Genomic DNA, 22,620 nt, shown 5'->3' with positions numbered 1-22,620 from the left:
ACCGAGGCGCGGCCTCCGTCAAGCGAGCGCCTTTGGACGGAAGATCCTTAGCAACCGCCCGTCGATGGCCGCCAGCGCTAGTCCGATCAGCGCCATGCCCGCGAAATGTTTCGGCTGCAGGGTTTCGCCCAGCACCAGCGCGCCGAGCATGATGGCGCTGACCGGGATGAGGAAGGTCACCAGCGCAAGATTGGTGGCGCCGGCCGAGGCCAGGATGCGGAAATAAAGCATGTAGCCGAGCGCCGTCGAGAGCGCGGCCATGCCCACGATCGCGGCCCAGACCGGCAGGCCCGGCATGGCCAGGGTCCAGGGCCGGTCGATGAGCAGGCAGACTGGCAGCAGCATCAGGGCGGAGGCGCTGACCTGGCCGGTGGCGGTGACCATCGGCGCCATGCCCATGCGCCTGAAGCGGCGGCCGAAGATGGCGGCGAAGGCATAAGAGATGGCGGCGCCCAGCACCGCAAGCTGGGCGAGGATATCCGTGCCAAACCCCCGCAACGCGTCCGGGCCGATCATCAGCACTACGCCCGCGAGGCCGATCAGAACGCCCGCGAGGCGGTTGCCGGTCATGCGCTCCTCGGCGGTTGCCACATGGGCGACGACCACGGTCCAGAGCGGCGTGGTGGCATTGAGGATGGCGGCAAGGCCGGAAGCAATATGGGTCTGGCCCCAGACGATCAGGCAGAAGGGCACGACATTGTTGAGGAGGCCCATGCCGAGGAAGGCAGCCCAGACGCGGGCGTCCGCCGGCAGGCGCAGGCCAAAGAAGGGCAGCATCGCCAGGAGGATGAAAGCTGCCAGGCCGACGCGCAGGGTCACGATAGTGAAAGGCGGCAGCGCCGCGATGGCGACATGGGTGAAGAAGAAGGAGCCGCCCCACAGCACGGAGAGGGCGAGCAGGAGACCCCATTCAAGAGGGCTCATCGGTCGGGCGGAAGGCGATGTCATCGTGCGTATCCCCGGAAGAGTGGTTTTCCGGGGTATGGCGGAGGTTTGGGAAGGACGACACCCGATCCCTGCTGTGACGGCAGAACCGGCACAGTTCACGGATTCTCTTCCGGGAGGACGGGGATCCTGCCGAAAAAGAAAATGGCGACTGCAGCCGCCATTCGACACCATTTCAAAGGGCCGGCGGGAAGCCGGCAGTCTCGGGAAACTGGCGGTCGGAGACCACCACTCCATCAAGCCTGGCCGACCGTCGGCTGAGCCTGGGCGAGACGGCTGCGGTAGAGCGCCACGAAATCGATCGGGTCGATCATCAGCGGCGGGAAGCCACCATTGCGGGTGCAGTCGGCGATGATCTGGCGAGCGAAGGGGAAGAGCAGGCGCGGGCCTTCGATCATCACCATCGCATGCACGTTGTCGTCGGGAATGCCGGCGAGCCGGATCACTGCACCATAGAGCAGCTCGAACTTGAACAGCGTGCCGGCGCCTTCGCCCGCGCCACCCTCGATCGAGAGCTCGACCTCATAGTCCGGGCCCCCGAGCGGCTTGCCGTTCACATTGACGGTGAGCGCGATCTGCGGGGAATTCTGGATGTTGCCGAGAGAGCGGGGCGCGTTGGGATTCTCGAAGGAGAGGTCCTTGATATATTGTGCCAGCACGTTGAGCGAGGGCTGGCTCTCCTGGCCTTCGGTGCCGTTCTGCGATTCGGTCGCCATATTCTGTTCCTTATGTCGCGACGAAGCGCCGCTGAATCACGGCGCGGGTACCATGACATTGCCTTCGGGACAAGGGCGCTTGATCCGGGTGCACGGGCATCCTGCCCGTTTTTCTTTTCCCGCGAACACGGCGGTTCAAGTACGGGCAAGATGCCCGTGCACCCGGACATGAAGACTCAGACGGCATAGTCCTTCAAGGCGTCATCGATCTCCGCCTTCATGGGGATGCTCGTTTGAGCGCCCGGCCGCGTGCAGGCGAGCGAGCCGCTCGCCGCCCCGCGCGCCAGCGCCAGGGAGAAGCCCAGACCCTGGTCGAGAGCGGCGGCATAGGCGCCGGTGAAGCTGTCGCCGGCCGCCGTGGTATCGACCGGCGTGACCTTGAGGGCGGGGGCCGAGCGGCGCACCCCGTCGATCCAGCCGACCACGCCCTCCGCACCGAGCGTGACGATGCCGGCGCAGCCATAGCGCTGGTTGATCAGCCGGGCGGCCTCCTCGGGATCGCTCGTCTCGATGCCAGCAGCCTTGGCGACAGTGAGAGCTTCGTGCTCATTGACCACGAGATCGTCGATCAGGCGCAGCATGTCCTCGGGCACCGGGCCAGCAGGAGCCACGTTGAAGACGACACGGGCGCCGCGCTCCTTGGCGATCTTAATGGCGGCGAAATTCTCCGAATCACGGATTTCGCGCTGCAGCAGCACGATATCGCCCTTGCCGAGGCTGGATTTCTCGAGCTGCCCGGCACGGGTCGACTGGTTGGCGCCGGAGGCGACCACGATGGCGTTCTCGGCCTTCTCGTCCACGGTGATCAGGGCGACGCAGGTGGGCTTCTCCACCGGAGCAACCGCGCTGACGTCGACCCCCGCTTCCCGCATGATCGAAAGGGCGAGATCGGCAAAGCCGTCATTGCCGCGCGAACCGATGATCGCCGTCTTCGAGCCGGCGCGGGCCGCGGAGACCGCTTGGTTGGCCCCCTTGCCGCCCGGCACCATGAAATAACCTTCGCACAGCACGGTTTCGCCGGGATGGGGGATGTGGCTGACATTGGTGACGAGATCGACACCAAGCGAGCCGAAGACGACGATCATGGGCAGTTTCCTCTGGCTTTTGTGGGAAGATAGCGGGTTGGGAGGGGATGGCAATATGTCGGGCTTCATGGGACCGCCGGCTTGAGTGGCGGTCTCCGACCGCTATCTTCTTTACCCCCAAGCGCCGTGGTTCCAGAAATGGCGGTCGGAGACCGCCACTCCGCGTTACTCCCGCATCTTCTGCACCACCTCAGCAAGGGCCCGCGCCCGCAGGCCCACCTCCGCTGCATCCCGGCCTACCGCATAGAGATCGGACCCGACGCCGAAGCCGTCGACCCCCACCGCGAGATAGGGTGGAATGGTTGCCGGCGAAACGCCGCCCACTACCAGGAGTTTTGTCGCTTTCGGCAGCACCGCGCGCATCGCCTTCACCGCCGCGGGCGAGGACATCTCGGCCGGGAACAGCTTCAGGGCATCGGCGCCGGCTTCTAGCGCCGCAAAGGCCTCCGAAGGCGTGAAGAATCCCGGCAGTGACAGCAGGCCACGCGCCTTGGTGGCGCGAATCACCTCTGGGTTGGTGTTCGGCGAGACGATCACCGTGCCACCGGCCTCTGCGACTTTCTCGACGTCGGAGATCGTCAATACGGTGCCCGCGCCCACCAGTGCCCCGTGACCCAGGTGCCGGGCGAGCAGGCCGATCGAGGTGAAGGGGTCGGGCGAGTTGAGCGGCACCTCGATGATCCGGATGCCGGCGGCGACGATCGCCTCGGCGATACCGACGACTTCATCCGGCTTGACGCCACGCAAGATCGCTACCAGCGGCATACTGGCGAGGGCGGCTTGCAAATCGAGGCTGGCTTCCAAATCGAGGCTGGCTTCCAAATCGAGGCTCATGGCGTGGGATCCTGGCTGCGTGCCGCCGCAATGGTGGCGAGGCCTTCGAGAAAGGCGCGTTCGGGCGAGATGATCTCGAGGCTGGCGCCATGGGAGCGCAGCGCCGCGACATAGCGCTGGGCCAGCACGCCATCGGCCACCAGGGTGATGACATGGTTGCTGCCATAGCGCTTGAAGGCGCCCTCGACCTCGGCGCCGATCAGGAGGCCGGAAAGATAGGGACCGACCTTCTCGCCTGCCATTTCGTCGCCGAGCACGCGAGAGCGGGCCTGGAACAGGCGGTTGGTGAGGCCCGTGCCGTCCTTGGCCGCCTCGAGCCCATCATCGAAGCCGGTCAGGTCTTCGGGCTCCGTGGCAAGGCGCGAGAGGAGGCTTTGCTGGCGGAAGAGTGCATAGGTCTCGCCGGTCATGAAGGTGGCGAAATCGGTGATGGCGCCCTCTTCGACCCTGGCCCATTTCGAATGGGTGCCGGGCAGGCAGACGAGGCCGTTCTTGACCTCGGTGCCGAAGATCAGGGTTTCCTCGCCCCGCATGACATCCGCACCACTTTTATCGCGTGCGATCACACCGGGCACGATGGAGACCCGATCCGTGACCTTGAGCATTGCGTTTGCAAGGCTTTTAGGCGAGGCGGGGCAGGTGGAGTAGGCTGCTTCGGCCCAGCCATTGCGGGCGCCGACCATGCCGGCCATCAGCACCGGCGCCTTTGGATTGGCCTTCATCCAGGCCCCGCAATGGCGCTCAAGCACGGCGGCAAAGCCACCAGCAGGAACGGTCGACATGCCGTCCTCGGCGGAAAGGCGGTCGAGCACCTTGCCGGCGCCATCGAGCCGGAAGGCCCGGAACCGGCTGGTGCCCCAATCCACGGCGATCAGTTCAGAAGTCATGCTGGGTCCAAGGGTTGGTCATCCCGTACGCGGTGCACCATGCAATGGTGCGGCGCAGATACGGGATCGTACGAAAGAAAGGCTCTTGCGGCTCACGGTCCCGTGTCTGCGAAGCAGCACTTCGTGCCGCATCGCGCACGGGATGACATCAGATCCAGCCGCCATCCACCACGATCTGCTGGTTGGTCATGCCGGAAGCCTGGTCCGAGGCCAGGAACAGCACGGCCTTCGCCACGTCCTCCGGCAGCATCTTGCGCTTGAGGGCCTGGTTGCGGAAGATCGCTTCCTCGCCCTTGGCGTCTACCCAGAGGGCGATCTGGCGTTCCGTCATGATCCAGCCGGGAATCACGCAGTTCACGCGGATATTGTCCTTGCCGAATTCGCCGGCGAGTACTCGGGTCAAACCATAGGCCGCCGATTTGGCGGTGGCATAGGCGGTGAGGTCTTCCGAGCCCATCAGCCAGGAACCTGAGCCGAGATTGACGATCGAGCCACCACCAGCAGCAATCATGTCGGGGATGGCGGCCTGCGCGGCGAAGAAGGCGTGCTTGAGATTGACGGCGATGCGGTCGTCGAAATAGTCGGGCGTCACTTCGAAGAATTTGTGCCGCTGGTCGTGCGCTGCATTGTTGATGAGCACGGTGATCGCCCCGAGCTTGGCACTGATGTCGGCGATGGCATCCTTGAGTGCGTCGATATCGGTAATATCGGCCTGCTTGAACAGTACTGTACCGCCAGCCTTGTTCAATTCGTCCGCCAGCGCCTGCGAGACCTTCGCGGCAATATCGATGAAGCCGACCTTCGAGCCCTGTTCGGCGAAGAGCCGCACGATCGCTGCGCCGATGCCCTGCCCGCCGCCGGTGACGAGGACGGTGCGGCCTCTGAGATCTGGAAAAATGGCGTTCGCCATCCCGGGACTCCCTGATGTCTTAATTCATTGATGCTTGGATTCGTCTTACATATCGCGCGCTTGCCGGCTTACGTCTAGCCCGCTGACAAAAGGATCGCAAACGACTACATAGGGCAGAATGACATGTCGTCGTCCTGCCCCTCCTGGGACAGGCGTCTTGTTTTGAGGTTCCCTATGAACTGGATTGCCAACGTCGTCCCGCCGCGCATCAAGGACTTCTTCTCGCGCCGCGACACGCCGGAGAATCTGTGGATCAAATGCCCGGAAACCGGCCAGATGGTGTTCCACAAGGACCTGGAGCAGAACAACTACGTTATCCCCACGTCGAATTTTCACATGCGCATGACGGCGACCCAGCGCCTCACCATGATGTTCGACGAGGGCAAGTGGGAGGATCTGCCGATCCCCGAGGTGATGGCCGACCCCCTGAAGTTCCGGGACGAGAAGCGCTACACCGATCGCCTGAAGGACGCCCGCACCAAGACCGGCATGCAGGACGCCATCAAGCTCGGCGTCGGCACGGTCGATGGCGTGCCGATGGTGATCGGCGTGCAGGATTTCGATTTCATGGGCGGTTCGCTTGGCATGGCGGCCGGCGAGGCGGTGGTGAAGGGCCTGCTCACCGCAACCGAACGGGGCCTGCCCTTCGTGATGTTCGCGGCCTCCGGCGGCGCCCGCATGCAGGAGGGCATCCTTTCGCTGATGCAGATGCCGCGCACCACCGTGGCGATCCAGCGCCTGCGTGAGGCGAAGAAGCCCTATATCGTGGTGCTCACCAACCCGACCACCGGCGGCGTCACCGCGTCCTATGCCATGCTGGGCGACGTCCAGCTCGCCGAGCCCGGCGCTCTGATCGGCTTTGCCGGGCCGCGCGTGATCGAGCAGACCATCCGCGAAAAGCTGCCCGAGGGTTTCCAGCGCTCCGAATATCTCAAGGAGCACGGCATGGTCGACATGGTCGTGCACCGCAACGATCTGAAGTCGACACTGGCCCGCCTCTGCCGCCTGCTGACCAAGGCGCCGGCCAAGGACATGCCGCAGGCGGCGTGAGGCTCAAGCAGCCTTATCCGCCAAAGCGGGTTGGGAGGGGGGCGGTCCGCATGCCATGGCCCCTCGGAATTGGATACTGCTCATCGTGCGCTTTCTGAATGAGTCGCCCTGGCGAGCGGGCCCATCCGCTGTTGCTGCGCAAGGCTTTCACCCTCTCTACTCCGGTCTCCACGCTCGATGACGCAGTCCGACGCCTATCTCTCCCGCTTCATGGCGCTGCATCCCAAGAAGATCGACCTGTCGCTCGAGCGTATCGAGGCGCTGCTGGCGAAACTCGGCCATCCCGAACGCAAGGTGCCGCCGGTGATCCACGTCGCCGGCACCAATGGCAAGGGCTCGACCATCGCCTTCATGCGCGCGGCACTGGAGGCTGCGGGCTATGGCGTGCATGTCTATACCTCGCCCCATCTCGTGCATTTCCACGAGCGCATCCGCCTCGCCGCGCCAAAGGGCGTTTCCGGTGGCGGCCGGCTGGTGGACGAGGACAGGCTGGTCGAGGCCTTCGAGGCCTGCGAGAAGGTCAACGACGGTGCGCCAATCACCTTCTTCGAGATCACCACCGCAGCCGCCTTCAAGCTCTTCGCTGACAATCCCGCCGATGTCCTGCTGCTCGAGGTCGGTCTCGGCGGGCGGATGGACACCACCAATGTCATCGACAGGCCGCTGGTGAGCGTGATCGCCTCGATCTCGCAGGACCATGCCGATTTCCTCGGCACCGATATTGCCGGCATTGCCCGCGAAAAGGCAGGCATCCTCAAGCCCGGTTCGCCGGGTGTGATCTATCCGCAGATCGACGAAGTCAGAGCGGTCATCGAGGCGGTGGCCGCCAAGGTTGGCGCGCCGCTGATCATCGGCGGCCAGGATTTCGATGTGCATGAGGAGAATGGCCGCCTGGTCTATCAGGACGAGAGCGGCCTGCTCGACCTGCCGCTGCCGCGCCTGTCGGGCCGCCACCAGCACCGCAATGCCGGCCTCGCCATCGCCGCCTTGCGCAGCCAGAGCCTTTTCCACATGAAGGACGCGCATTTCGAGAAGGCGATGCAGACCGTGGAATGGCCGGCGCGCCTGCAGCGCATCAACCAGGGCGCCATCCCCGCTTTGCTGCCGGCCGGCTCCGAGATCTGGCTCGATGGCGGCCACAATGTCGATGGCGGCCGCGTGCTCGCCGAGGCCCTGGCGGAACTCGAGGAACGCCGCCCCCGCCCCCTGGTGCTGGTCACGGGCATGCTGACCACCAAGGATTCCGACGGCTTCCTGCACAATTTCTCGGGACTGGCCCGCGAAGTGCATACCGTGCCGATCGAGCACAGCAGCGCCGCCCGCTCTCCCGAGGAAGTGGCGCTGGCCGCTCGCCATGCCGGCCTCGCCGCCCGGCCCCACGCCAGCCTGGAAGAGGCCCTCAGGGCCATCGCCAGCGAAGCCTTCACGGTGGCGCCCCGCGTGGTGCTGACGGGCTCGCTCTACCTTGCGGGTGAAGTGCTGGCCTTCAACGGGACAGCACCGAAGTAATCCCGGGTGCGCGGACGTCTCGTCCGCGTCTTGGAAACGTTGCGCTCGCTGGTGAGGAAGATGCGGACGAGACGTCCGCGCACCCGGGATTCACAGCCTACGGATCGACCGCAGCGGGCTTCCAGCCGCCGCAATCCGCTCGATGCCTTCGCGCAGTCCTTCGACCACCACCGCCATCAGGTGCCCGGTGGCGTGGATCATCGTATCCGTGTCGCGCACCATGGCGACATGGCCTTTCCAAAACAGGAGATCGCCGCGCCGAAGCTGTGCGAGTGGCGTGTCGGGGTCGAGCGGATGGCCCAGCGCCCTCTCCTGCATGTCGCTGTCGCGCGGGCAGGCGATGCCGCAGGCGGCGAGGGAGGTCTGCACCAGGGCCGAGCAGTCGAGGCCGAGGCTCGATTTGCCGCCCCACAGATAGGGCACGCGCAGGAAGGTTTCGGCCACGGCGACGGCATCGCTCTCATGCGCGCCGACCGGCCCGGCATGCTCGGCGAAGACGAAGCCCCAGCCTTCCAGCGCGAGGAAGGCGCCATTGCTGCCTGTGACGGCAAGCGCGCTGCCATAGCTCAGCGCCATCATCTGCGGCGCCTTGATCGAGGGGACGGGGTAGACGAAGGTGCGCAGGGCGCTCACGCGATGGGTGGGCGTCTGCACCGCGCCGAGTGCATTGGCCGAGAGCCAGCCGACATAGCCATCGCTTGCAGCCTGGCCCCACGCCCAGCCCTCCATCTCGTCATAGACGGTGAAAGTCTCGCCATAGAGAAGCTCGGTGTCGATGGAGGCGGAAAAATCGGGATCCTTGCGCAGCGTCACAGTGGTCTCGATCACCTGGCGCGTCTCGCCCTGGACGTAGCGCGGCGCGGGGATGATGCCCTGAAGCGAGGCGGCGGCCAGGTCGGGGCGGGCAGGGGTGATGCGGCGATCGAAATCGGTCAAGGCAGGAGTTTCCATCAGCGCGGCAGTTACCATTATCTCGGCAGTTCCTTGGCGAGGGCGACGAGAATATCGCCCAGCCGCTCCACGTAAAGGGCGCCATCGACGGTGCGCTGGATGATGACGTTGCGCCGGTCGAACTCGTCGCGCCGCCGGGCGGTGAGCTTGAGCTTGGCCAGGCTGTCGAGGGCACGGGTGATCACCGGCTTGGTCACCTGGAGCTTGGCGGCAAGGCCTCGCACCGTATGGGGCGGCGGCTCGAGATAGACGGTGAAGAGGATGGCGAGCTGGCGGCCGGAAAGATCGGGCTGGGCATCGCGGACGAGGGTCAGCGTCACGTCATGCCAAAGCCTCAGGGCCTGCGCCGGCCGAATCTCAACCGCCATGAGGGCAATCCCGTCCTCGAGGCGATCGCGGAGGCGGATCGCCGCTCATCAGGCGAGGATAAGGCCCGAATAACGCAGATTTCGTTAATACTGGGAGCGCGGACGTCTCGTCCGCTCTTGAAACGATGCGTGTGGAAGGGGAAGTGCGAACCGGGCGACTGCATGCCTTTCCGACAGGGCCGCCGTTTCAAGAGCGGACGAGGACGTCCGCGCTCCCAGGACGCGGCTCGATCGGCACCAGGCTGGAAAGGCCGAGCAGATCTTCAAGCACCGCCCCGGCAGAGAGGAGCGCCGCCTCGCCGCGCGGCCTGCCCACGAGTTGCAGCCCGACGGGGCGGCCATCGGCGGTGAAGCCGGCGGGGATGGCGAGCGAGGGGCAGGAGGCCATGGTCACCACGCTGGCCAGCCGCAGCCATTCGACATAATTCTCGAAGACATGGCCTTCGACTTCGCGCACCCAGCGCTGCTTGATGTCGAGCGGCGGCGTGCAGGCGGCCGGGGCCAGCAGGAGATCGTAGCGCGAGAAGAAAGCCGCGATGTCATCGTAGAGGCGGCTGCGACGCAGCAGGGCCGTGGCGATGGTCTCGGCATCGAGGGCGCGGCCGCGCTCGATGTTCCAGATCACGTCGGGCTTCAGCAGGGCGCGTTTCGTCTCATAGAGCTCGCGCATGCCGGCGACATAGCCGAGCGCCCTGAGTGTCTGGAAAGCCTCGGGCACGCCGGAGAAATCGGGGCAGGCCTCCTCGACGATGCAACCCGCCGCTTCGAAGCGCCGGGCGGCGGCTTCACAGAGCGCGCGCGTCTCCCGGTTGACCGGGCTGACGCCGAGATCGGGCGAGAAGGCGATGCGCTTGGGCGCCTGCCGGCGGCGGGCACTCTCACGGAAGCCGATGGCGGGCGCTTCCAGCGAGAGAGGATCGCCGATATCCCAGCCGGCCATGGCGTCGAGCATCAGGCCGATATCCTCGACGGTACGCGCCATCGGCCCGTTGACGGAGAGCGTGTCGAACTTGATGCCGTCGGGCCCACTTGCCACCCGGCCCGGCGAGGGCCTGAGGCCCACGACCGAGCAGAAGCTGGCCGGCGTGCGTAGCGAGCCGCCGAGGTCAGAGCCCGTGGCGAGCCAGACCTGGCCGGTGGCAAGCGCCACGGCCGAGCCACCCGAGGAGCCGCCGGCATTGAGCGTCGTGTTCCACGGATTGAGCGTGTCGCCGAACACTTCGTTGAAGGTGTTGGCGCCAGCGCCGAATTCCGGCGTGTTGCTCTTGCCGATCGGGATGCCGCCATGGCTCTCCAGCCGCTCGACCATGATGTCGGACCGGACAGGCACATGGTCGGCGAAGATCGGCGAGCCATAGGTGGTGCGCACGCCGGCGAGATCGTTGAGATCCTTGACCGCCAGCGGCAGGCCGCCGAGCCAGCCGAAATCGTGGCTGGGCGCCGGCGACGCCATGATGCGGCGAGCCTGGTCACGGGCGCGCTCGGCGCAGCGCGTCACCATGGCGTTGACGGGTCCGTCCACCGCCTCGATGCGGGTAAGCGAGGCTTCGACCAGCTCCAGCGGAGTGACCTCGCGCCGGCGCAGGAGGGCCACCGCGGCGCAGGCCGTCAGGCGGATCAGTTCGTCATTCTCTGCCATAGCGGCGCTCCCGGGATTCCTCAGCCGTACTTTTTCTTCAGATAGCTGTAGAGCGCCCGCGCACCCATCACTTCGCCACCTTCAGGCCGGCCGGGTTTGGTGGAGGGGTTCCAGGCGTAGATGTCGAGATGGACATAGGCCGCCGCCTTCTCCACGAAGCGGTTGAGGAACAAGGCCGCGGTAATCGCCCCGGCAAAGCCGCCGCCGGGAGCGTTGTTGATGTCGGCGGCCTTGGATTCCAGCATCGAATCATAAGGCGGCCAGAGCGGCAGGCGCCAGAGCGGGTCACCTTCCTCCGCCGCATGTGCCAGCAACGTGTTGGCGATCTCGTCGTTGCGGCTGAACAAAGGCGGCAGGTCCGGGCCGAGCGCGACGCGGGCGGCGCCGGTGAGCGTCGCCATGTCGACGATCAGCTCCGGCGCCTCCTCGTCGGCCAAGGCGAGGGCATCGCCGAGCACCAGGCGGCCCTCGGCGTCTGTGTTGCCGATCTCGACGCTGAGCCCCTTGCGCGAGGCCAGGATGTCGCTGGGGCGGAAGGCATTGGCCGAGATCGAATTCTCGACGGCGGGGATCAGCAGGCGCAGGCGGATCTTCAGTCCCGCCGCCATGATCATGCTGGCGCAGGCCAGCACCGAGGCAGCGCCGCCCATATCCTTCTTCATCAGGAGCATGCTGGCACTCGGCTTGATGTCGAGGCCGCCGGTGTCGAAGATCACGCCCTTGCCGACCAGGGTGACCTTTGGATGGGCAGAATCGCCCCAGGTGAAGTCGATGAGGCGCGGGGCGCGGGAAGAGGCCCGGCCGACCGCATGGATCATCGGGAAATTCTCCTTCAGGAGATCGTCGCCCACGATGACCTTGAAGGTGGCTTTATGCTTTTCGGCGAGCTTGCGCGCCGCCAGCGCCAGTTCCTCGGGGCCGAGATCGTTGGCCGGCGTGTTGATGAGATCGCGGGCGAAGCGTACGGACTCGGCGATGCCGTCGATCTCATCGCGATCGATTCCATCGGGAACGACAAGATATAAGGCCTTGATATCATTTCTGCGATAGCGATTGAAACGGTAAAGGCCCAGCAGCCAGCCAAGCGTCGCCAGCCTGTCGTCATGACTTGAATTGGCGAAGCGGTAGGTGCCGCCCGGCAGCAGGGTGACGAGCTTGGCCGGCAGGAAGACGTCGCGGTGGCCGGCGCCTTCCGCCTCCAGCGCGAAGACCACGCCGCCGAGCGCGCCGCCTGCGCCGGGCAAGGTGATGTGCTGGCCCGCCTTGGCCTCAAAGCCGTTGGCGGCGACCCAGTCCTGCTGCGCCTGCGGCAGGTCCTTCAGCACGCTTGCGAAATTTTCCTTGGTGACGAACCAGACCGGAACGGCCTTGTCGTCGGCGGCAACCAGAAGCTCGGACATGTGCTGCTTTCAGGGGTTGGGAAGTATGTCGTCGATGCGCCCGCTGAGCCGGTAGGCGAGCAGCCCGAACCATTCGCGGGCGGCGAGGTTGCATTGGCGCAGGCCGTCGCTCATCGAATAGAAGGGCCGCAAGGCGTCCTCGGGTCCCGCCGTGCGGTAGTTGACGGGATAGGCGATCACATCAAAACCCGCCTTGCGAAACAAGGCCATCGAGCGCGGCATGTGGTAGCCGGAGGTGACGAGGAGATAACGCTGCCCGGGCTGGGGCTTCAGCATCGCATAGGTGAACTCGGCATTCTCATAGGTGTCGCGCGAGCGATTCTCGAACAGCATGCGCTCATCGGGGATGCCGAAGCTCCTGAAGAGCTGGCGGGAGGCATCCGCCTCGGAGATGTCGCCCCAAATCTGGCCGGCCAGCGAGCCGACGCCGCCGGTGAAGACGATCTTCGCATCCGGGAACTGCCGCGACAGGCCAGCCACCGCCGTCATGCGTTCGGCCGAGTCGGTGAGGGCGGTCTCATGGCGCGTGGTGGAGATGTGCGTATCCACGGCGCCGCCGAGCACGATGATGCCGGCGATTTTCGGCAAGGCCGGATTGGCGGGGCTGAGATCGTCCGACGCCGCGAAGGCCGGCGGCGGGAAACGCTCCTCCAGCGGGGCGATCATGATGCTGCCAAGCGGCGAGAGACCCATCACCGCGAAAGCCAGGATCGAAAAACCCATCAGGAAGCGTCCAAAGCGCTGGAAGCGGCGGGTGAAGCTGGCGAGGAGGCCGATGAGGCCGAGCACCAGTGCCGCATTGGAGGGCAGAATCAGAAAGCTGATGATCTTGGCAGCGTAATAGAACATGCGGGGCCTTGGGGAGAGACTTGGTGTGCCGGTCCGAAGACCAGCATCAATGGCACCTTTGCAGGTCCGGGCGGGGCTGTACCACGCTCATGTTGCGTTAAGGCTAAGAAAGGGTTGACGCGGTTTTGCCGACCAAGGCCCGACCGAAAAATCGCCACGGAACCGAAGATGATGCGAACCATCGTCATTGCGAGCGCAGCCAAGCAATCCAGGAGCCAAAGGGCGTGTCTGCTGCCTCTGGATTGCTTCGCTGCGCTCGCAATGACGAACTGTCGGCTCAATTCCTTGGTGATTTCGAAGGGTCGCCTCGAAATGCGAGGGGATCTTCAACTTTCTTCATGACCGAGACGGACGCAAGCCGGTCGACCCCTTCACGCCGCATCGGCGCTCAGGAAGCGCTGGTCGGCGAGATCCAGCTGGCGGCGCAGCTTGACGATGGTGAGGCTTTCGTCGACGGCGCAATTGTCGTGGCTGAGGAGCCCGCCCTTCTTGATCGGTTTGGTGACGCGGGCGCGCTCGGCGAGGCCCAGCGGCAGTAGGCGGTCCCGGCGGGCATCGGCCCAGCGCATCGACCAGCCGCGATAGTCATATTCGCCGATGCGCCCCAGCACCATGCCGGGGGTGAGGTCGCGCTTGGCCACCGCCGCCGTTTCGGCGACGGGATGGTCGAGCGGCTGCAGGTCGGCGGTGCCGTAGAGCACGGCGCAGGCAGCGGTGAGCGGCGTCTCCAGACTGGTGAGGTGGTAGGGCCGGTGCAGCGTGAAGAAGGGCCCCTTGCCGACATGAAGGTCGGTCATACGCTCCAGTACGCGCGGATGATTAGGCTCGACCACGCAGAACACCCCTGGAGCCACGCCCCTGCCGATCGTGTAGTCGACGCAACCCCGGCGCGAGAGCACGCCGCCATGGCTCGTCGGGACCAGCACCTCGGCGAGTTCCTCCTTGCTGGCGCGCGGACCATGCATGCCGGGTTTGTCGGGTTCGAGGCCCGTGGCATTGGCAAGCGCCACCATCTCGACCATGGTCTTGGAGCCATCGACGAATTCGACCAGCACGCGCGGATTCATGTCGCGGGCCGTTGCCTCCTCGACATAGTCATCGGGGACCGCGTCGAAATTCAGCGCGTTGTTCTTGCCCTTGCCGGCGGCAACCACGGTCATGCCCAGGGCGCGGGCGAAGGCCACGAGCTCCACGGCGGCGGCCGGCTCGTCACCCGCCGCGCCGGTATAGATCACGCCGGCCTTCTCGGCCTCGGCCTTGAAATGGCGGCCGATGGTGATATCGGCCTCGACGTTGAGCATGACGATATGCTTGCCGTGCCGGATCGCCGCCTGCGCCACGATCGCCCCGGATTCGGGATGGCCGGTGGCATCGATGATCACCTCGATCCGCCCGGCGGAAGCGAGGGCCTCGAGGTCGGTGGTGATGGCAATGCGGCCGGTCTCGATGGCCCGGTCGATGGCCGAGGCGTTGGAGACTTCCACCAGCTCGTCCAGCCGGTGCCCGGCGCTGAGGGCGGCCGCAATGGCATTCTGGGGCCGCGTGCGCACGGCGACGGCGCCCACCCTGAGGCCCTGCATCAGCGCGATCTGCACGATGAGATCGGTGCCCATCTGCCCGGCGCCCACCAGCCCGATGGTGACAGGCCCCTTCTCGCGAGCCCGTTCCATCAGATCGGCGGCGAAAGAGGGGTTCATGGGGTACTCCGTCGAAATCGTGATCTTTGTTTCTACCCCTCAACAGGCAGGCATGCAAAGATTCTTGGATAGGAGGGCCTTCTGGCGGGCCGTCACGCAAAAGCGCAAATGACCCAATTTGCGTAAATTACGCTGATCTCGGAGGGAAGAATGGCAGACAGGCTGAAGGTGCCGGCAACCGAGTTCAGCCGGAATTTCGCACGCTATCGGGATGAAGCCATCGCCCGGAAGATCGTCTATATCACCAGCCGTGGCAGTGTTGTCGGCGCCTATCTTTCCGCCGGCGAATTGAAGCATTACGAGGGGCTGAAGCATTACGAGCCCGAGGTGCTGGTCGTTGGTAATCTTTCTGAGGAGGCTGTGGTGGAAATCGAGGTCGCCGAATACGGCGTTGCTCCTCGAGATTAGCCACTACCCGAACCGCTCCGCCGCAAACGGCTTCGGATCGACATAGGTCTCCTCGCCCGTCATCATCTCGGCCAGAAGGCGTCCCGTCGCCGGGCCCAAAGTGAAGCCGAGATGCTGGTGGCCGAAGGCGAGCCAGAGGTTGTTGTGGCGCGGGGCCCTGCCGATGATGGGACGGGAATCCGGGAAGATCGGACGCGCGCCCATCCAGGGCTCGTGATCGGCCCGGGCGCCGAGCGGGAAGAGGTCGCGCGCGCTTCTCGGTCCAGTCGACTTGCACCGGGGTTCTCGGTGCGTCGCGGCGGGCGAATTCGGCACCGGTGGTGAGGCGCATGCCGCCCACCATCGGGGTCAGCACATAGCCGCCCTCCTCGTCGAGCACCGGCCGGCTCAATTTTGCGCCCCCGGCGGCCTTGTAATGCATGTGGTAGCCCCGCTTCACGGCGAGCGGAAAACCGTAGCCAAGCGGGGCGAGCACATCCATCGACCACGGGCCGAGCGCCACCACCGCTTCGCGCGCCTCGACCGGGCCTTGCCCTGTCTCCGTCGTCCAGCCCAGACCGCCGCGCTTCACGCAGAGGGCGTCGCCCCGCAGGAGCTTGCCACCGATCTTCTCGAAATAGGCCGCATAGGCCTTGGTCACGCCACCCGGACTGGAGACGCTGTGGGGATCGGCCCATTGGGAACCGGCCAGGAAGTCCGGCTTCAGATCCGGCTCCAGGGCTAGCGCCTCCTCGCGGCTGAGCGGCCGGGCCTGGTAACCAAACTCGGCGGCGAGGGCGAATTCCTTCTCCTCGGCCCGGCAGGCGGCTTCGCTGTGGTGGACCTTGAGCCAGCCCGTTGGCCGGAAATACCCTTCGGCGCCGGCCTTGCGGGCCAGCGCCTGATGCTCGGCCAGGCTGGCGCTCACCAGCGGCTGCATGATGCGGGCGGTGGCATTGAGCCGCTCCGGCGAGGAATTGCGCCAATAGGCGAAGAGCCAGGGCGCCAGCCCCGGCAGGGCGGACCAATGGTAGTTGGCGCCGGGATAACGCTTCAGCACGACGCCGGCGAGCGCCTTGAAACTGCGCGGAAAGGCGATTGGCAGGAGGGCGGAGCATTCGACCAGGCCGCTATTGCCGTAGGAGGTTTCCTCGCCTGGGCCTCGCCGGTCGATGAGGGCCACGGCCTGGCCGCGCTCCTGCAGATGAAGCGCAGTCGAGGTGCCGACAATACCGCTACCCAGCACCAGGACGTCGTAGCGCATGAGGGACTCCCTAAAGCGTTTTGCGATTTGACGGAATCGGCAAGAATCACAAAGACGCGTCGAAAAAAGAGTGAGAGTAATGCAGCGTTTACGCTTGAAGGCGCTTTGCTCTGGGGAGCGCCGTCATGTGTATGTTCACGTTTTGTAAGACCTATCCCGTCTGGACCCAAACGGGAAGTCCGCTACAGCTTCATTCCGGCCCTCGGCCGGCCGCTTCCGCCAGCGTGCCGTGATAGGCCAGCGTCTTCGCGGCCTCGATGATCGCCCTGAAGCTCTCGAAGGCCGGTTTGCTGTGATGGCGCGCCCGCATATAGGAATGGTCGAGTTCCGGCTCGTAGCGCAGCATGACCGGTACACCCGCCGCCTCCAGTCTTTCGGCGAAGATGAAGGCTTCGTCCTGCAGCGTGTCATGCGCAGCCGCCGTGATGAAGGCCGGCGGCAGGCCGGCCAGGTTGGTTTCAAGCAAGGGAAGCGCCAGCTTGTCCCGTCGTGCCGAACTATCGGCCGGACCGAGAAAAGCGTCGAGATAATAGAGCATTTCCTCGCGCGAGAGGGCGGAAGAGATGGCGTTGCGCCGGTAGGATTGCGTCTCGCTGTCGGCGTCGAGCACGGGATAGATCAGGATCTGGCCTCGCAGCGCCGGGAGACCCCTGTCGCGCAAGGCAATGGCGAGCGAGGCGGTCATCTGGCCGCCGGCGCTGTCGCCGCCGGCGATCAGCCGGGCGGTGTCGATGCCATGCGTGAGACCCTCGGCCAGCACCCAGTCGAGAAGGGCAAGGGCGTCCTCGCATTGTGCCGGAAAGGGATGTTCGGGGGCCAGACGGTAGTCGAGCGCCACCACCACGACATCGGCGCCGACGGCGATCTCGGCGCACATGTCGTCGTGGGTCTCCAGGCTACCGAGCACCCAGCCTCCACCATGGAAGTAGAGCAGCCCCGGGCGGTGGTCCGAACCCTCCGGCCGGTAGATCCGCAGCTTCAGGGGACCGTGCCTGCTCGTGAAGCTGTCGTCATAGATCGAAAGTCCGGGCGGATGCGGCGCCTGCCAGATCTTGCACACCGCATCCCAGGCCCCGCGCTGGCGTGCCAGCGGCCAATGCACGGCCTCGGGCGGGGTTCCCACCGCGAGCTTCATACGGAAATCGGCCATGCCGGGATCGAGCGGCGGGCGGGAGGCGGCGAGCCGGTCGAGCCGGACCGAGAGGGCGGGAGAGGCTTTGGTCATGGCGATTGCGGGAGGAGATGAGGAGAGTAAACGCATTGCTCACGGGCTGTCATTCCCGGCGACGCCGCAGGCGGCGGGAAGGGAATCCAGGGGCTCACAGGGCTGGTACCTTTGGCCCCTGGATCCCCTTCCCCTCGTTCTCTCTCGCTGTGCTCGCGAGCAACTCGGCCGAGGATGACAGTGCACCTATGGTCGGACCTTTCCTCATGCCTTGAAGAACGCCCGGATCTGGGCGAGGAACTGGGCCGGCGGGCCGGGAGAGGTGGTCACGGCGGCTGCCGCGTCCCGCGCCAGGAAAGCCTGGTTGCGGCGCATGGAGGCATCGAAGGCCTGGGCGAGACTCGGCTCGGCCGTCATCAGCGGTTCCAGATCCTCCTTGCGCAGCTCAAACACGACACAGTGCGTGAGCGCCAAGAGGGTGCCGGCATTGGGTGCGCCGGTGAGCAGGCTGGTCTCGCCGAAATAATCGCCGGGGCCGAGGCGTCCCACCACATGGGAGCGCCCGTTGATCGAGCGGCTTCCCTCCAGCACGCCGGAGGCGATGATGAACAGGATCGCCTGTACATTGCCTTGCGAGACGAGTGTGGTGGTGGGCTCGAGCCGGCGCTTGGTCACGCGCTTGGCGAGATCGGCGCGCTGCTTGGGCGACAGGTCCCGGAAGAGCACGAGCTCGCTGAGCAGCACCTCGGGCGGCAGGGTCTCGACCATGCCGGTGGAGGCCGTCATCGGTCCGATGGGCGTCGAAATCATCCCCGGGGTGGAGGGGCGGATGGAATGATAGTGAAACTGGCGCAGCACTTCCGTCAGCAGCGTGCTCTTGGCCCCACCGAGGTGGTCGGTATGGGCGACCGAGAAATAGATGTCATAGGTGTTGAAGCGCGCGCCGATGCGTATCAGGGAGGAGGAGGCCGCCGGCTCGGCCAGGATTTTCGGCGTCAGCATGGCCGCCTGCTTGAGCAGATCCATCACGATGTCTGGCCGGACGGATGATTCGCAGGAGAGCTGCACAGAATCGTCCCGCCTGGTGCTCGGCTTGCTGCGGTTGATCACGCGCGATTTGGCGATCAGGCTGTTGGGGATGGTGGCGATGTCGTTGGCGTCGGTGCGCACGCGGATCGAACGCCAGTTCACCTGCACGATCACGCCCTCGATCGAGCCGTCGACCCAGATGCGGTCACCCACCGTGTAGGGATGCTCGATGCCGACGGCGATGCCGGCAAAGACGTCGGCGAGTGTGTTCTGCAGGGCGAGTGCCAGCACGATGGCGATGATGCCGGAGGTGGCGAGCAGCGCCCGCACCGGCAGGTTGAAGACGAAATTCACGATGGCCAGCACGGCCGTGATGTAGATAAGGCCCGCGGTCAGGTCCGAGCCGAGCTTGGCCTGGCTCGATTCCCGCTTGCTCCACAGCGTGAGGTGCAACACACCTACGACCAACCGAGCGCCGATCAACCACCACACGCTGATCAGGCCCTGCTGCCAGAGGGCGATGCGGATGTCGCTGTCGAAGGCGGGCGCGGCCGGCATGCCGCTGGTGCGCAGCAGCAGCATGGTGAAGACGACGAACAACGCGCCCGCGATGCTGGCGCGCAGCCAGATCGGTCGCCAGGCAAGCCACCAATTCGCCGCCGAGAGAAGGGCGAACACCGTGGCCAGGGTCAGTTCCGTGAGCTGCGACAAGGGAACCATTGATATCGATGAGGTCGGCGCATGATTGCATCGGAGCGAGCCGGATGCCAGAGGGGTGTTGGCGGTTCCCGGGGATCGCAGGCGTCTCGCCTGAAGCTCGATCCAAAGCATAGGCCGAAACCGGTGTGTCGGTCTTCAGACCGGCATGCCCGCTGCCTTGGTGGCAAGATGCCGTTACCGCCACATTGACCAAACGTCGATGTGGCTGAGAAAACCGGCGCACCGATTCGAGCCTCTCCGGCTCGCGCATTGTTTGCAGCATTCGCTGTCAGCCAAGAGCAGGCTGGAAGCCTGCGGTCCCAGGGGGTCCGGCGCCTTTCTTCCGCCAGCGACTCCCTACTCGCCCAGCCTCAGCTGCATGAAGACGAGGTCGAGCCATTTGCCGAACTTCTGGCCGACTTCCGGCATCCGGCCCGTCTCCACGAAGCCGAAGCGACGATGCAAAGCGAGGGAGGCGCCGTTTCCAGCCTCGATACCGCCGAGCATGATGTGCTTGCCGCCCTCGCGGGCCATGGCGATCAGGGCTTCGAGCAGGCCGGCGCCGATGCCCCGTCCCCGTGCCTCTTGGGCGACATAGATCGAATGCTCCACCGTGTAGCGATAGCCGTCAAAGGGACGCCAGTCGCCGTAGCTGGCATAGCCGAGCACCTCGCCCGGAGCGCCGGCGACCAGGATCGGATAGTTCTGCTTGGCGCGCGCCTCGAACCAGGCCTGGCGATTGGCGAGATCGACCGTGTTCCAGTTCCAGATCGCCGTCGTATGCAGCACGGCGTCGTTGTAGATGCCGAGGATGGCGGGCAGGTCGGCTTCGATGGCGGGGCGGACGGTCATGTGGGCAGGGCTTTCCAGAAGAAGGTCGTGTCGGAGGGCTCGCCATTGGCCATCAGCGCATGGCCGGGCATGACGCCGAGGCGCTGCCAGCCGAGCTTCTCGTAAAGCCGTTCGGCGGGTGAGCCAGCGGTGGTATCGAGGCTGAGCAGGGTACGGCCCTCGGCTCGCGCCCTCTCTTCGAGTGCCACCATCAGGGCCTGGGCGATGCCGCGCTGGCGCCCGCGTCGGTGCACCAGCAGCTTGGCGACGTCGGCGCGATGGGGCTGGTTCTCGATCAGCACCGGGCAGAGCTGCACCGTGCCGACGATCTCGCCATCGAGGGTCGCGACGAACAGGATGGCGCTGCCCTCGGCGACGCGGGCGGCGGTCTTCGCGTAGAAGCCCTCGGCGGTCTCGCGGGAGATCGGCAGCAGGAAGGAAACGGAGGAACCGCCTTCGACACAATCGATCAGGATGTCGGCGAGCGCGGGCACAAGGGAATGCGCTTCCTCGGCCGTGGGCACGGAGATCGCGAGTGCGCTCATCGGGGAACCTGTCTTGCGGGAACGAGGATGACGAAATAATGCGCCGGCTCGCTGCCGGGATTGTGGAACATCAGAGGCTTGTCGAGCTGCATGTGCAGGCAGTCGCCCGGCTCCAGGGGGAAGGCCTGCCCATCGACCATCATGGTCAGCGCGCCCCGTTGCAGGAGGACGAGCTGGTCGAAGGCAGTGGAGGTCTGTGGATCGAAGGGCAGCAAGGCGCCGGCAGGGAGCTCGACCTCGACGAGATCGACGATGCCGGTAGCGGTCGCCGGCGACACCGCCCGACGCAGATAGCCCGACCCCGGGTCGCGCCAGAGCGGCTGCTCGGCCCGGCGGGCGAGGGGCGAGGCGGCTGGCGCCGGCGGGGCGAACAATGTGGAGAGGCTGACGCCGAGCCCGCTGCACAGCCGGTTGAGAAGCTGGGCGGTGGCGCTGGATTCGCCGCGCTCGATGCGTGAGATCATCGCCCGGCTGACTCCGCTGGCGGCGGCGAGCTGGTCGATGGTGAGGCGCATCTGCCCGCGCAGCGCCTTGATGCGGGCGCCGAGTTCGGCGTCGATGGTGTCGGGAGCATCCATGATGTGAGGATGCATTTCCACTATAATGGAGTCAAGGGCGTTGCTACCAGCTTACTGAGTCCTGGAAACTCACTATTGGCAGGACGAGGCACGATTGGTGTGCCGGTCTTCTCAGCCCCATCGACCTTCGGCCGATGGGGCGGGAACGGCATCTTTCAACGGAGACCCAGGGCATGACGGTCTGAAGACCGGCACACCAATTGAGGCTGCTGCCTGCGATCCCGGGATATCCTCACTCCTTCACATAATTCCGCCAGTTGTGCTCCTCCTTGAAGCCCAGCACCTCGCGGATCTTGCGGTTGGAGAGCAGCGTCTCGTACTCGCCGAGCGCCCCACGCACCGGCACATTGGGATAGAAGCGCTTGAGGAGCTCCGCCGTCGGCAGGTTGGAGGAAGTGTGGTCGTTGGCGGCATTGAACACCTGGAAGCCGAGACCGTCCTTCTCGACGGCAAGGCGGGTGATCTGGCCGAGATCGCGCGCATCGATATAGCTCCAGGCGATCTTCTTGCGGAAACCGGGATCGGCGAACCATTTCGGGAAGTTTTCCGTGTAATCCTCCGGCACGATCACATTGCCGATGCGCAGCGCATAGATGTCGGCGCCGTCGCGCTGGGCGAAGGCGCGGGCGGTGTTCTCGTTGACGATCTTGGACAGGGCGTAGCTGTCCATGGGATCGACATCATAATCCTCGTCCAGCGGGAAATAGGCGGGATCGCGCGGCTCATTGGCGAAGACGACGCCATAGGTCGTCTCGCTCGAGGCCACGACGATCTTGCGGATGCCGAGCTTGGTCGCGGCTTCAATGACATTGTAGGTGCCCATCGCATTGATGCGGAAGACCTCATTGTCGGGCACGATCATGACGCGTGGGATGGCGGCGAAGTGCACCACGGCATCCACCTTCTGCGGGCGGAGCGAAGGGTCGAACTCGTGCTGGCCCGTATAGCTCGACAGCGCGTTGAAGACCTGGCCTGAATCGGTGATGTCGGTGATCAGCGTGCGCACCTTGGGATTGTCGAGCGGCTTGGTGTCGATGTTGAGCACCTCATAGCCGTGATCGACGAGATATTGCACGACATGCCGGCCGGCCTTGCCGCTGCCGCCGGTGAAGATGATGCGTTTGGGCATTTCCTGCTCCCAGGAGAGTTTGGTGAATGAAATGGATGGGGCGATCCCTCGCCATGCCGTCCACGCGGCACTTTTCGCGTGATCGAATGGTATGACAATAGAGCCTCCTCGCTGGTGGGCAAGGCTCTTGGTGGCTCGCGTGCCGAGTCCTGA

Annotated in this window: 21 protein-coding genes and 1 pseudogene; 3 read left to right on the top strand and 19 right to left on the bottom strand. The window is 65.4% G+C overall.

Going from position 1 to position 22,620, the window contains the following annotated elements:
• Positions 1-18: 18 nt before the first annotated feature.
• From QQL24_RS01285 to QQL24_RS01260, 6 genes are all read right to left on the bottom strand, one after another.
• Positions 19-948, bottom strand: coding sequence for a DMT family transporter (locus QQL24_RS01285; RefSeq protein WP_284310068.1), 930 nt, complete (start codon positions 946-948; stop codon positions 19-21).
• A gap of 233 nt (positions 949-1,181) precedes the next feature.
• On the bottom strand, positions 1,182-1,661 hold the full coding sequence (gene secB, locus QQL24_RS01280) for a protein-export chaperone SecB (RefSeq protein ID WP_284310067.1): 480 nt from the start codon (positions 1,659-1,661) through the stop codon (positions 1,182-1,184).
• A gap of 176 nt (positions 1,662-1,837) precedes the next feature.
• The gene (locus tag QQL24_RS01275; protein ID WP_284310066.1) at positions 1,838-2,746 is read right to left on the bottom strand and encodes a ribokinase; all 909 of its coding nucleotides are present in this window, start codon (positions 2,744-2,746) and stop codon (positions 1,838-1,840) included.
• 165 nt (positions 2,747-2,911) lie between these two features.
• Positions 2,912-3,580 carry a 2-dehydro-3-deoxy-6-phosphogalactonate aldolase gene (locus tag QQL24_RS01270; RefSeq protein WP_284310065.1) on the bottom strand — a complete coding sequence of 223 codons (669 nt, stop codon included), beginning with the start codon at positions 3,578-3,580 and terminating at the stop codon, positions 2,912-2,914.
• A complete protein-coding gene (locus QQL24_RS01265; RefSeq protein ID WP_284310064.1) occupies positions 3,577-4,467 on the bottom strand; it encodes a 2-dehydro-3-deoxygalactonokinase in 891 nt (296 codons plus the stop codon). The genes QQL24_RS01270 and QQL24_RS01265 overlap by 4 nt, the downstream gene beginning before the upstream one ends.
• 148 nt (positions 4,468-4,615) lie before the next feature.
• Positions 4,616-5,377 carry an SDR family NAD(P)-dependent oxidoreductase gene (locus QQL24_RS01260; RefSeq protein ID WP_284310063.1) on the bottom strand — a complete coding sequence of 254 codons (762 nt, stop codon included), beginning with the start codon at positions 5,375-5,377 and terminating at the stop codon, positions 4,616-4,618.
• 174 nt (positions 5,378-5,551) lie between these two features.
• Between QQL24_RS01260 and accD the strand changes: the two genes are divergently transcribed.
• The gene (accD, locus tag QQL24_RS01255; RefSeq protein WP_284310062.1) at positions 5,552-6,427 is read left to right on the top strand and encodes an acetyl-CoA carboxylase, carboxyltransferase subunit beta; all 876 of its coding nucleotides are present in this window, start codon (positions 5,552-5,554) and stop codon (positions 6,425-6,427) included.
• Positions 6,428-6,604: 177 nt separating this feature from the next.
• On the top strand, positions 6,605-7,936 hold the full coding sequence (locus QQL24_RS01250; RefSeq protein ID WP_284310061.1) for a bifunctional folylpolyglutamate synthase/dihydrofolate synthase: 1,332 nt from the start codon (positions 6,605-6,607) through the stop codon (positions 7,934-7,936).
• 90 nt (positions 7,937-8,026) lie between these two features.
• On the opposite strand, the gene QQL24_RS01245 is transcribed toward QQL24_RS01250, so the two are convergent.
• The 6 genes from QQL24_RS01245 to QQL24_RS01220 form a co-directional block, all read right to left on the bottom strand.
• A complete protein-coding gene (locus tag QQL24_RS01245; RefSeq protein WP_431310622.1) occupies positions 8,027-8,872 on the bottom strand; it encodes a C40 family peptidase in 846 nt (281 codons plus the stop codon).
• A gap of 32 nt (positions 8,873-8,904) precedes the next feature.
• Positions 8,905-9,255, bottom strand: a complete 351-nt coding sequence (locus QQL24_RS01240; protein ID WP_284310060.1) for a MarR family winged helix-turn-helix transcriptional regulator — start codon at positions 9,253-9,255, stop codon at positions 8,905-8,907.
• A 187-nt stretch (positions 9,256-9,442) separates the two neighbouring features.
• Positions 9,443-10,894 carry an amidase gene (locus QQL24_RS01235; protein WP_284310059.1) on the bottom strand — a complete coding sequence of 484 codons (1,452 nt, stop codon included), beginning with the start codon at positions 10,892-10,894 and terminating at the stop codon, positions 9,443-9,445.
• A gap of 20 nt (positions 10,895-10,914) precedes the next feature.
• Positions 10,915-12,294 (bottom strand): leucyl aminopeptidase family protein, encoded by a 1,380-nt coding sequence (locus QQL24_RS01230; protein WP_284310058.1) that lies wholly within the window; start codon positions 12,292-12,294, stop codon positions 10,915-10,917.
• A gap of 9 nt (positions 12,295-12,303) precedes the next feature.
• Positions 12,304-13,143, bottom strand: a complete 840-nt coding sequence (locus QQL24_RS01225) for a YdcF family protein (protein ID WP_284310057.1) — start codon at positions 13,141-13,143, stop codon at positions 12,304-12,306.
• Positions 13,144-13,514: 371 nt separating this feature from the next.
• Complete coding sequence (locus tag QQL24_RS01220; protein ID WP_284310056.1) at positions 13,515-14,840, bottom strand: NAD(P)H-dependent oxidoreductase; 1,326 nt, start codon at positions 14,838-14,840, stop codon at positions 13,515-13,517.
• Positions 14,841-14,990: 150 nt separating this feature from the next.
• Between QQL24_RS01220 and QQL24_RS01215 the strand changes: the two genes are divergently transcribed.
• Positions 14,991-15,248 carry a hypothetical protein gene (locus tag QQL24_RS01215; protein WP_284310055.1) on the top strand — a complete coding sequence of 86 codons (258 nt, stop codon included), beginning with the start codon at positions 14,991-14,993 and terminating at the stop codon, positions 15,246-15,248.
• Between the two features lie 3 nt (positions 15,249-15,251).
• Here the strand turns inward: QQL24_RS01215 and QQL24_RS01210 are convergent.
• The 7 genes and pseudogenes from QQL24_RS01210 to QQL24_RS01180 all read right to left on the bottom strand — a co-directional run bounded on the left by QQL24_RS01210 (position 15,252) and on the right by QQL24_RS01180 (position 22,467).
• Positions 15,252-16,491, bottom strand: a pseudogene (locus tag QQL24_RS01210) (NAD(P)/FAD-dependent oxidoreductase).
• A 190-nt stretch (positions 16,492-16,681) separates the two neighbouring features.
• Positions 16,682-17,716: an alpha/beta hydrolase gene (locus QQL24_RS01205; RefSeq protein ID WP_284310054.1), complete on the bottom strand. Its 1,035-nt coding sequence runs from the start codon at positions 17,714-17,716 to the stop codon at positions 16,682-16,684.
• Between the two features lie 204 nt (positions 17,717-17,920).
• Positions 17,921-19,396: a mechanosensitive ion channel family protein gene (locus QQL24_RS01200; RefSeq protein WP_284310053.1), complete on the bottom strand. Its 1,476-nt coding sequence runs from the start codon at positions 19,394-19,396 to the stop codon at positions 17,921-17,923.
• 345 nt (positions 19,397-19,741) lie between these two features.
• Positions 19,742-20,236, bottom strand: a complete 495-nt coding sequence (locus QQL24_RS01195; RefSeq protein ID WP_284310052.1) for a GNAT family N-acetyltransferase — start codon at positions 20,234-20,236, stop codon at positions 19,742-19,744.
• Positions 20,233-20,760, bottom strand: a complete 528-nt coding sequence (locus QQL24_RS01190) for a GNAT family N-acetyltransferase (protein WP_284310051.1) — start codon at positions 20,758-20,760, stop codon at positions 20,233-20,235. The genes QQL24_RS01195 and QQL24_RS01190 overlap by 4 nt, the downstream gene beginning before the upstream one ends.
• A complete protein-coding gene (locus QQL24_RS01185) occupies positions 20,757-21,341 on the bottom strand; it encodes a helix-turn-helix domain-containing protein (RefSeq protein WP_431310634.1) in 585 nt (194 codons plus the stop codon). Before QQL24_RS01185 ends, QQL24_RS01190 begins: the two co-directional genes overlap by 4 nt.
• Before the next feature lie 229 nt (positions 21,342-21,570).
• On the bottom strand, positions 21,571-22,467 hold the full coding sequence (locus QQL24_RS01180; protein WP_284310049.1) for an NAD-dependent epimerase/dehydratase family protein: 897 nt from the start codon (positions 22,465-22,467) through the stop codon (positions 21,571-21,573).
• Positions 22,468-22,620: the final 153 nt, after the last annotated feature.

Origin of the sequence: Labrys miyagiensis, from assembly GCF_030160835.1 — a bacterium.
GTDB classification, from domain to species: Bacteria; Pseudomonadota; Alphaproteobacteria; order Rhizobiales; family Labraceae; genus Labrys; species Labrys miyagiensis.
The sequence above is the reverse complement of the archived record's forward strand: the minus strand, read 5'-3'. Positions and strand labels throughout refer to the sequence as shown.

Coding starts and splice junctions, on each gene's coding strand:
- QQL24_RS01230 (WP_284310058.1), bottom strand. CDS start 12,294: ATGTCCGAGCTTCTGGTTGCCGCCGACGACAAGGCCGTTCCGGTCTGG.
- QQL24_RS01265 (WP_284310064.1), bottom strand. CDS start 4,467: ATGACTTCTGAACTGATCGCCGTGGATTGGGGCACCAGCCGGTTCCGG.
- QQL24_RS01190 (WP_284310051.1), bottom strand. CDS start 20,760: ATGAGCGCACTCGCGATCTCCGTGCCCACGGCCGAGGAAGCGCATTCC.
- accD (WP_284310062.1), top strand. CDS start 5,552: ATGAACTGGATTGCCAACGTCGTCCCGCCGCGCATCAAGGACTTCTTC.
- QQL24_RS01235 (WP_284310059.1), bottom strand. CDS start 10,894: ATGGCAGAGAATGACGAACTGATCCGCCTGACGGCCTGCGCCGCGGTG.
- QQL24_RS01220 (WP_284310056.1), bottom strand. CDS start 14,840: ATGAACCCCTCTTTCGCCGCCGATCTGATGGAACGGGCTCGCGAGAAG.
- QQL24_RS01180 (WP_284310049.1), bottom strand. CDS start 22,467: ATGCCCAAACGCATCATCTTCACCGGCGGCAGCGGCAAGGCCGGCCGG.
- QQL24_RS01270 (WP_284310065.1), bottom strand. CDS start 3,580: ATGAGCCTCGATTTGGAAGCCAGCCTCGATTTGGAAGCCAGCCTCGAT.
- QQL24_RS01195 (WP_284310052.1), bottom strand. CDS start 20,236: ATGACCGTCCGCCCCGCCATCGAAGCCGACCTGCCCGCCATCCTCGGC.
- QQL24_RS01225 (WP_284310057.1), bottom strand. CDS start 13,143: ATGTTCTATTACGCTGCCAAGATCATCAGCTTTCTGATTCTGCCCTCC.
- QQL24_RS01250 (WP_284310061.1), top strand. CDS start 6,605: ATGACGCAGTCCGACGCCTATCTCTCCCGCTTCATGGCGCTGCATCCC.
- secB (WP_284310067.1), bottom strand. CDS start 1,661: ATGGCGACCGAATCGCAGAACGGCACCGAAGGCCAGGAGAGCCAGCCC.
- QQL24_RS01205 (WP_284310054.1), bottom strand. CDS start 17,716: ATGACCAAAGCCTCTCCCGCCCTCTCGGTCCGGCTCGACCGGCTCGCC.
- QQL24_RS01260 (WP_284310063.1), bottom strand. CDS start 5,377: ATGGCGAACGCCATTTTTCCAGATCTCAGAGGCCGCACCGTCCTCGTC.
- QQL24_RS01240 (WP_284310060.1), bottom strand. CDS start 9,255: ATGGCGGTTGAGATTCGGCCGGCGCAGGCCCTGAGGCTTTGGCATGAC.
- QQL24_RS01285 (WP_284310068.1), bottom strand. CDS start 948: ATGACATCGCCTTCCGCCCGACCGATGAGCCCTCTTGAATGGGGTCTC.
- QQL24_RS01215 (WP_284310055.1), top strand. CDS start 14,991: ATGGCAGACAGGCTGAAGGTGCCGGCAACCGAGTTCAGCCGGAATTTC.
- QQL24_RS01275 (WP_284310066.1), bottom strand. CDS start 2,746: ATGATCGTCGTCTTCGGCTCGCTTGGTGTCGATCTCGTCACCAATGTC.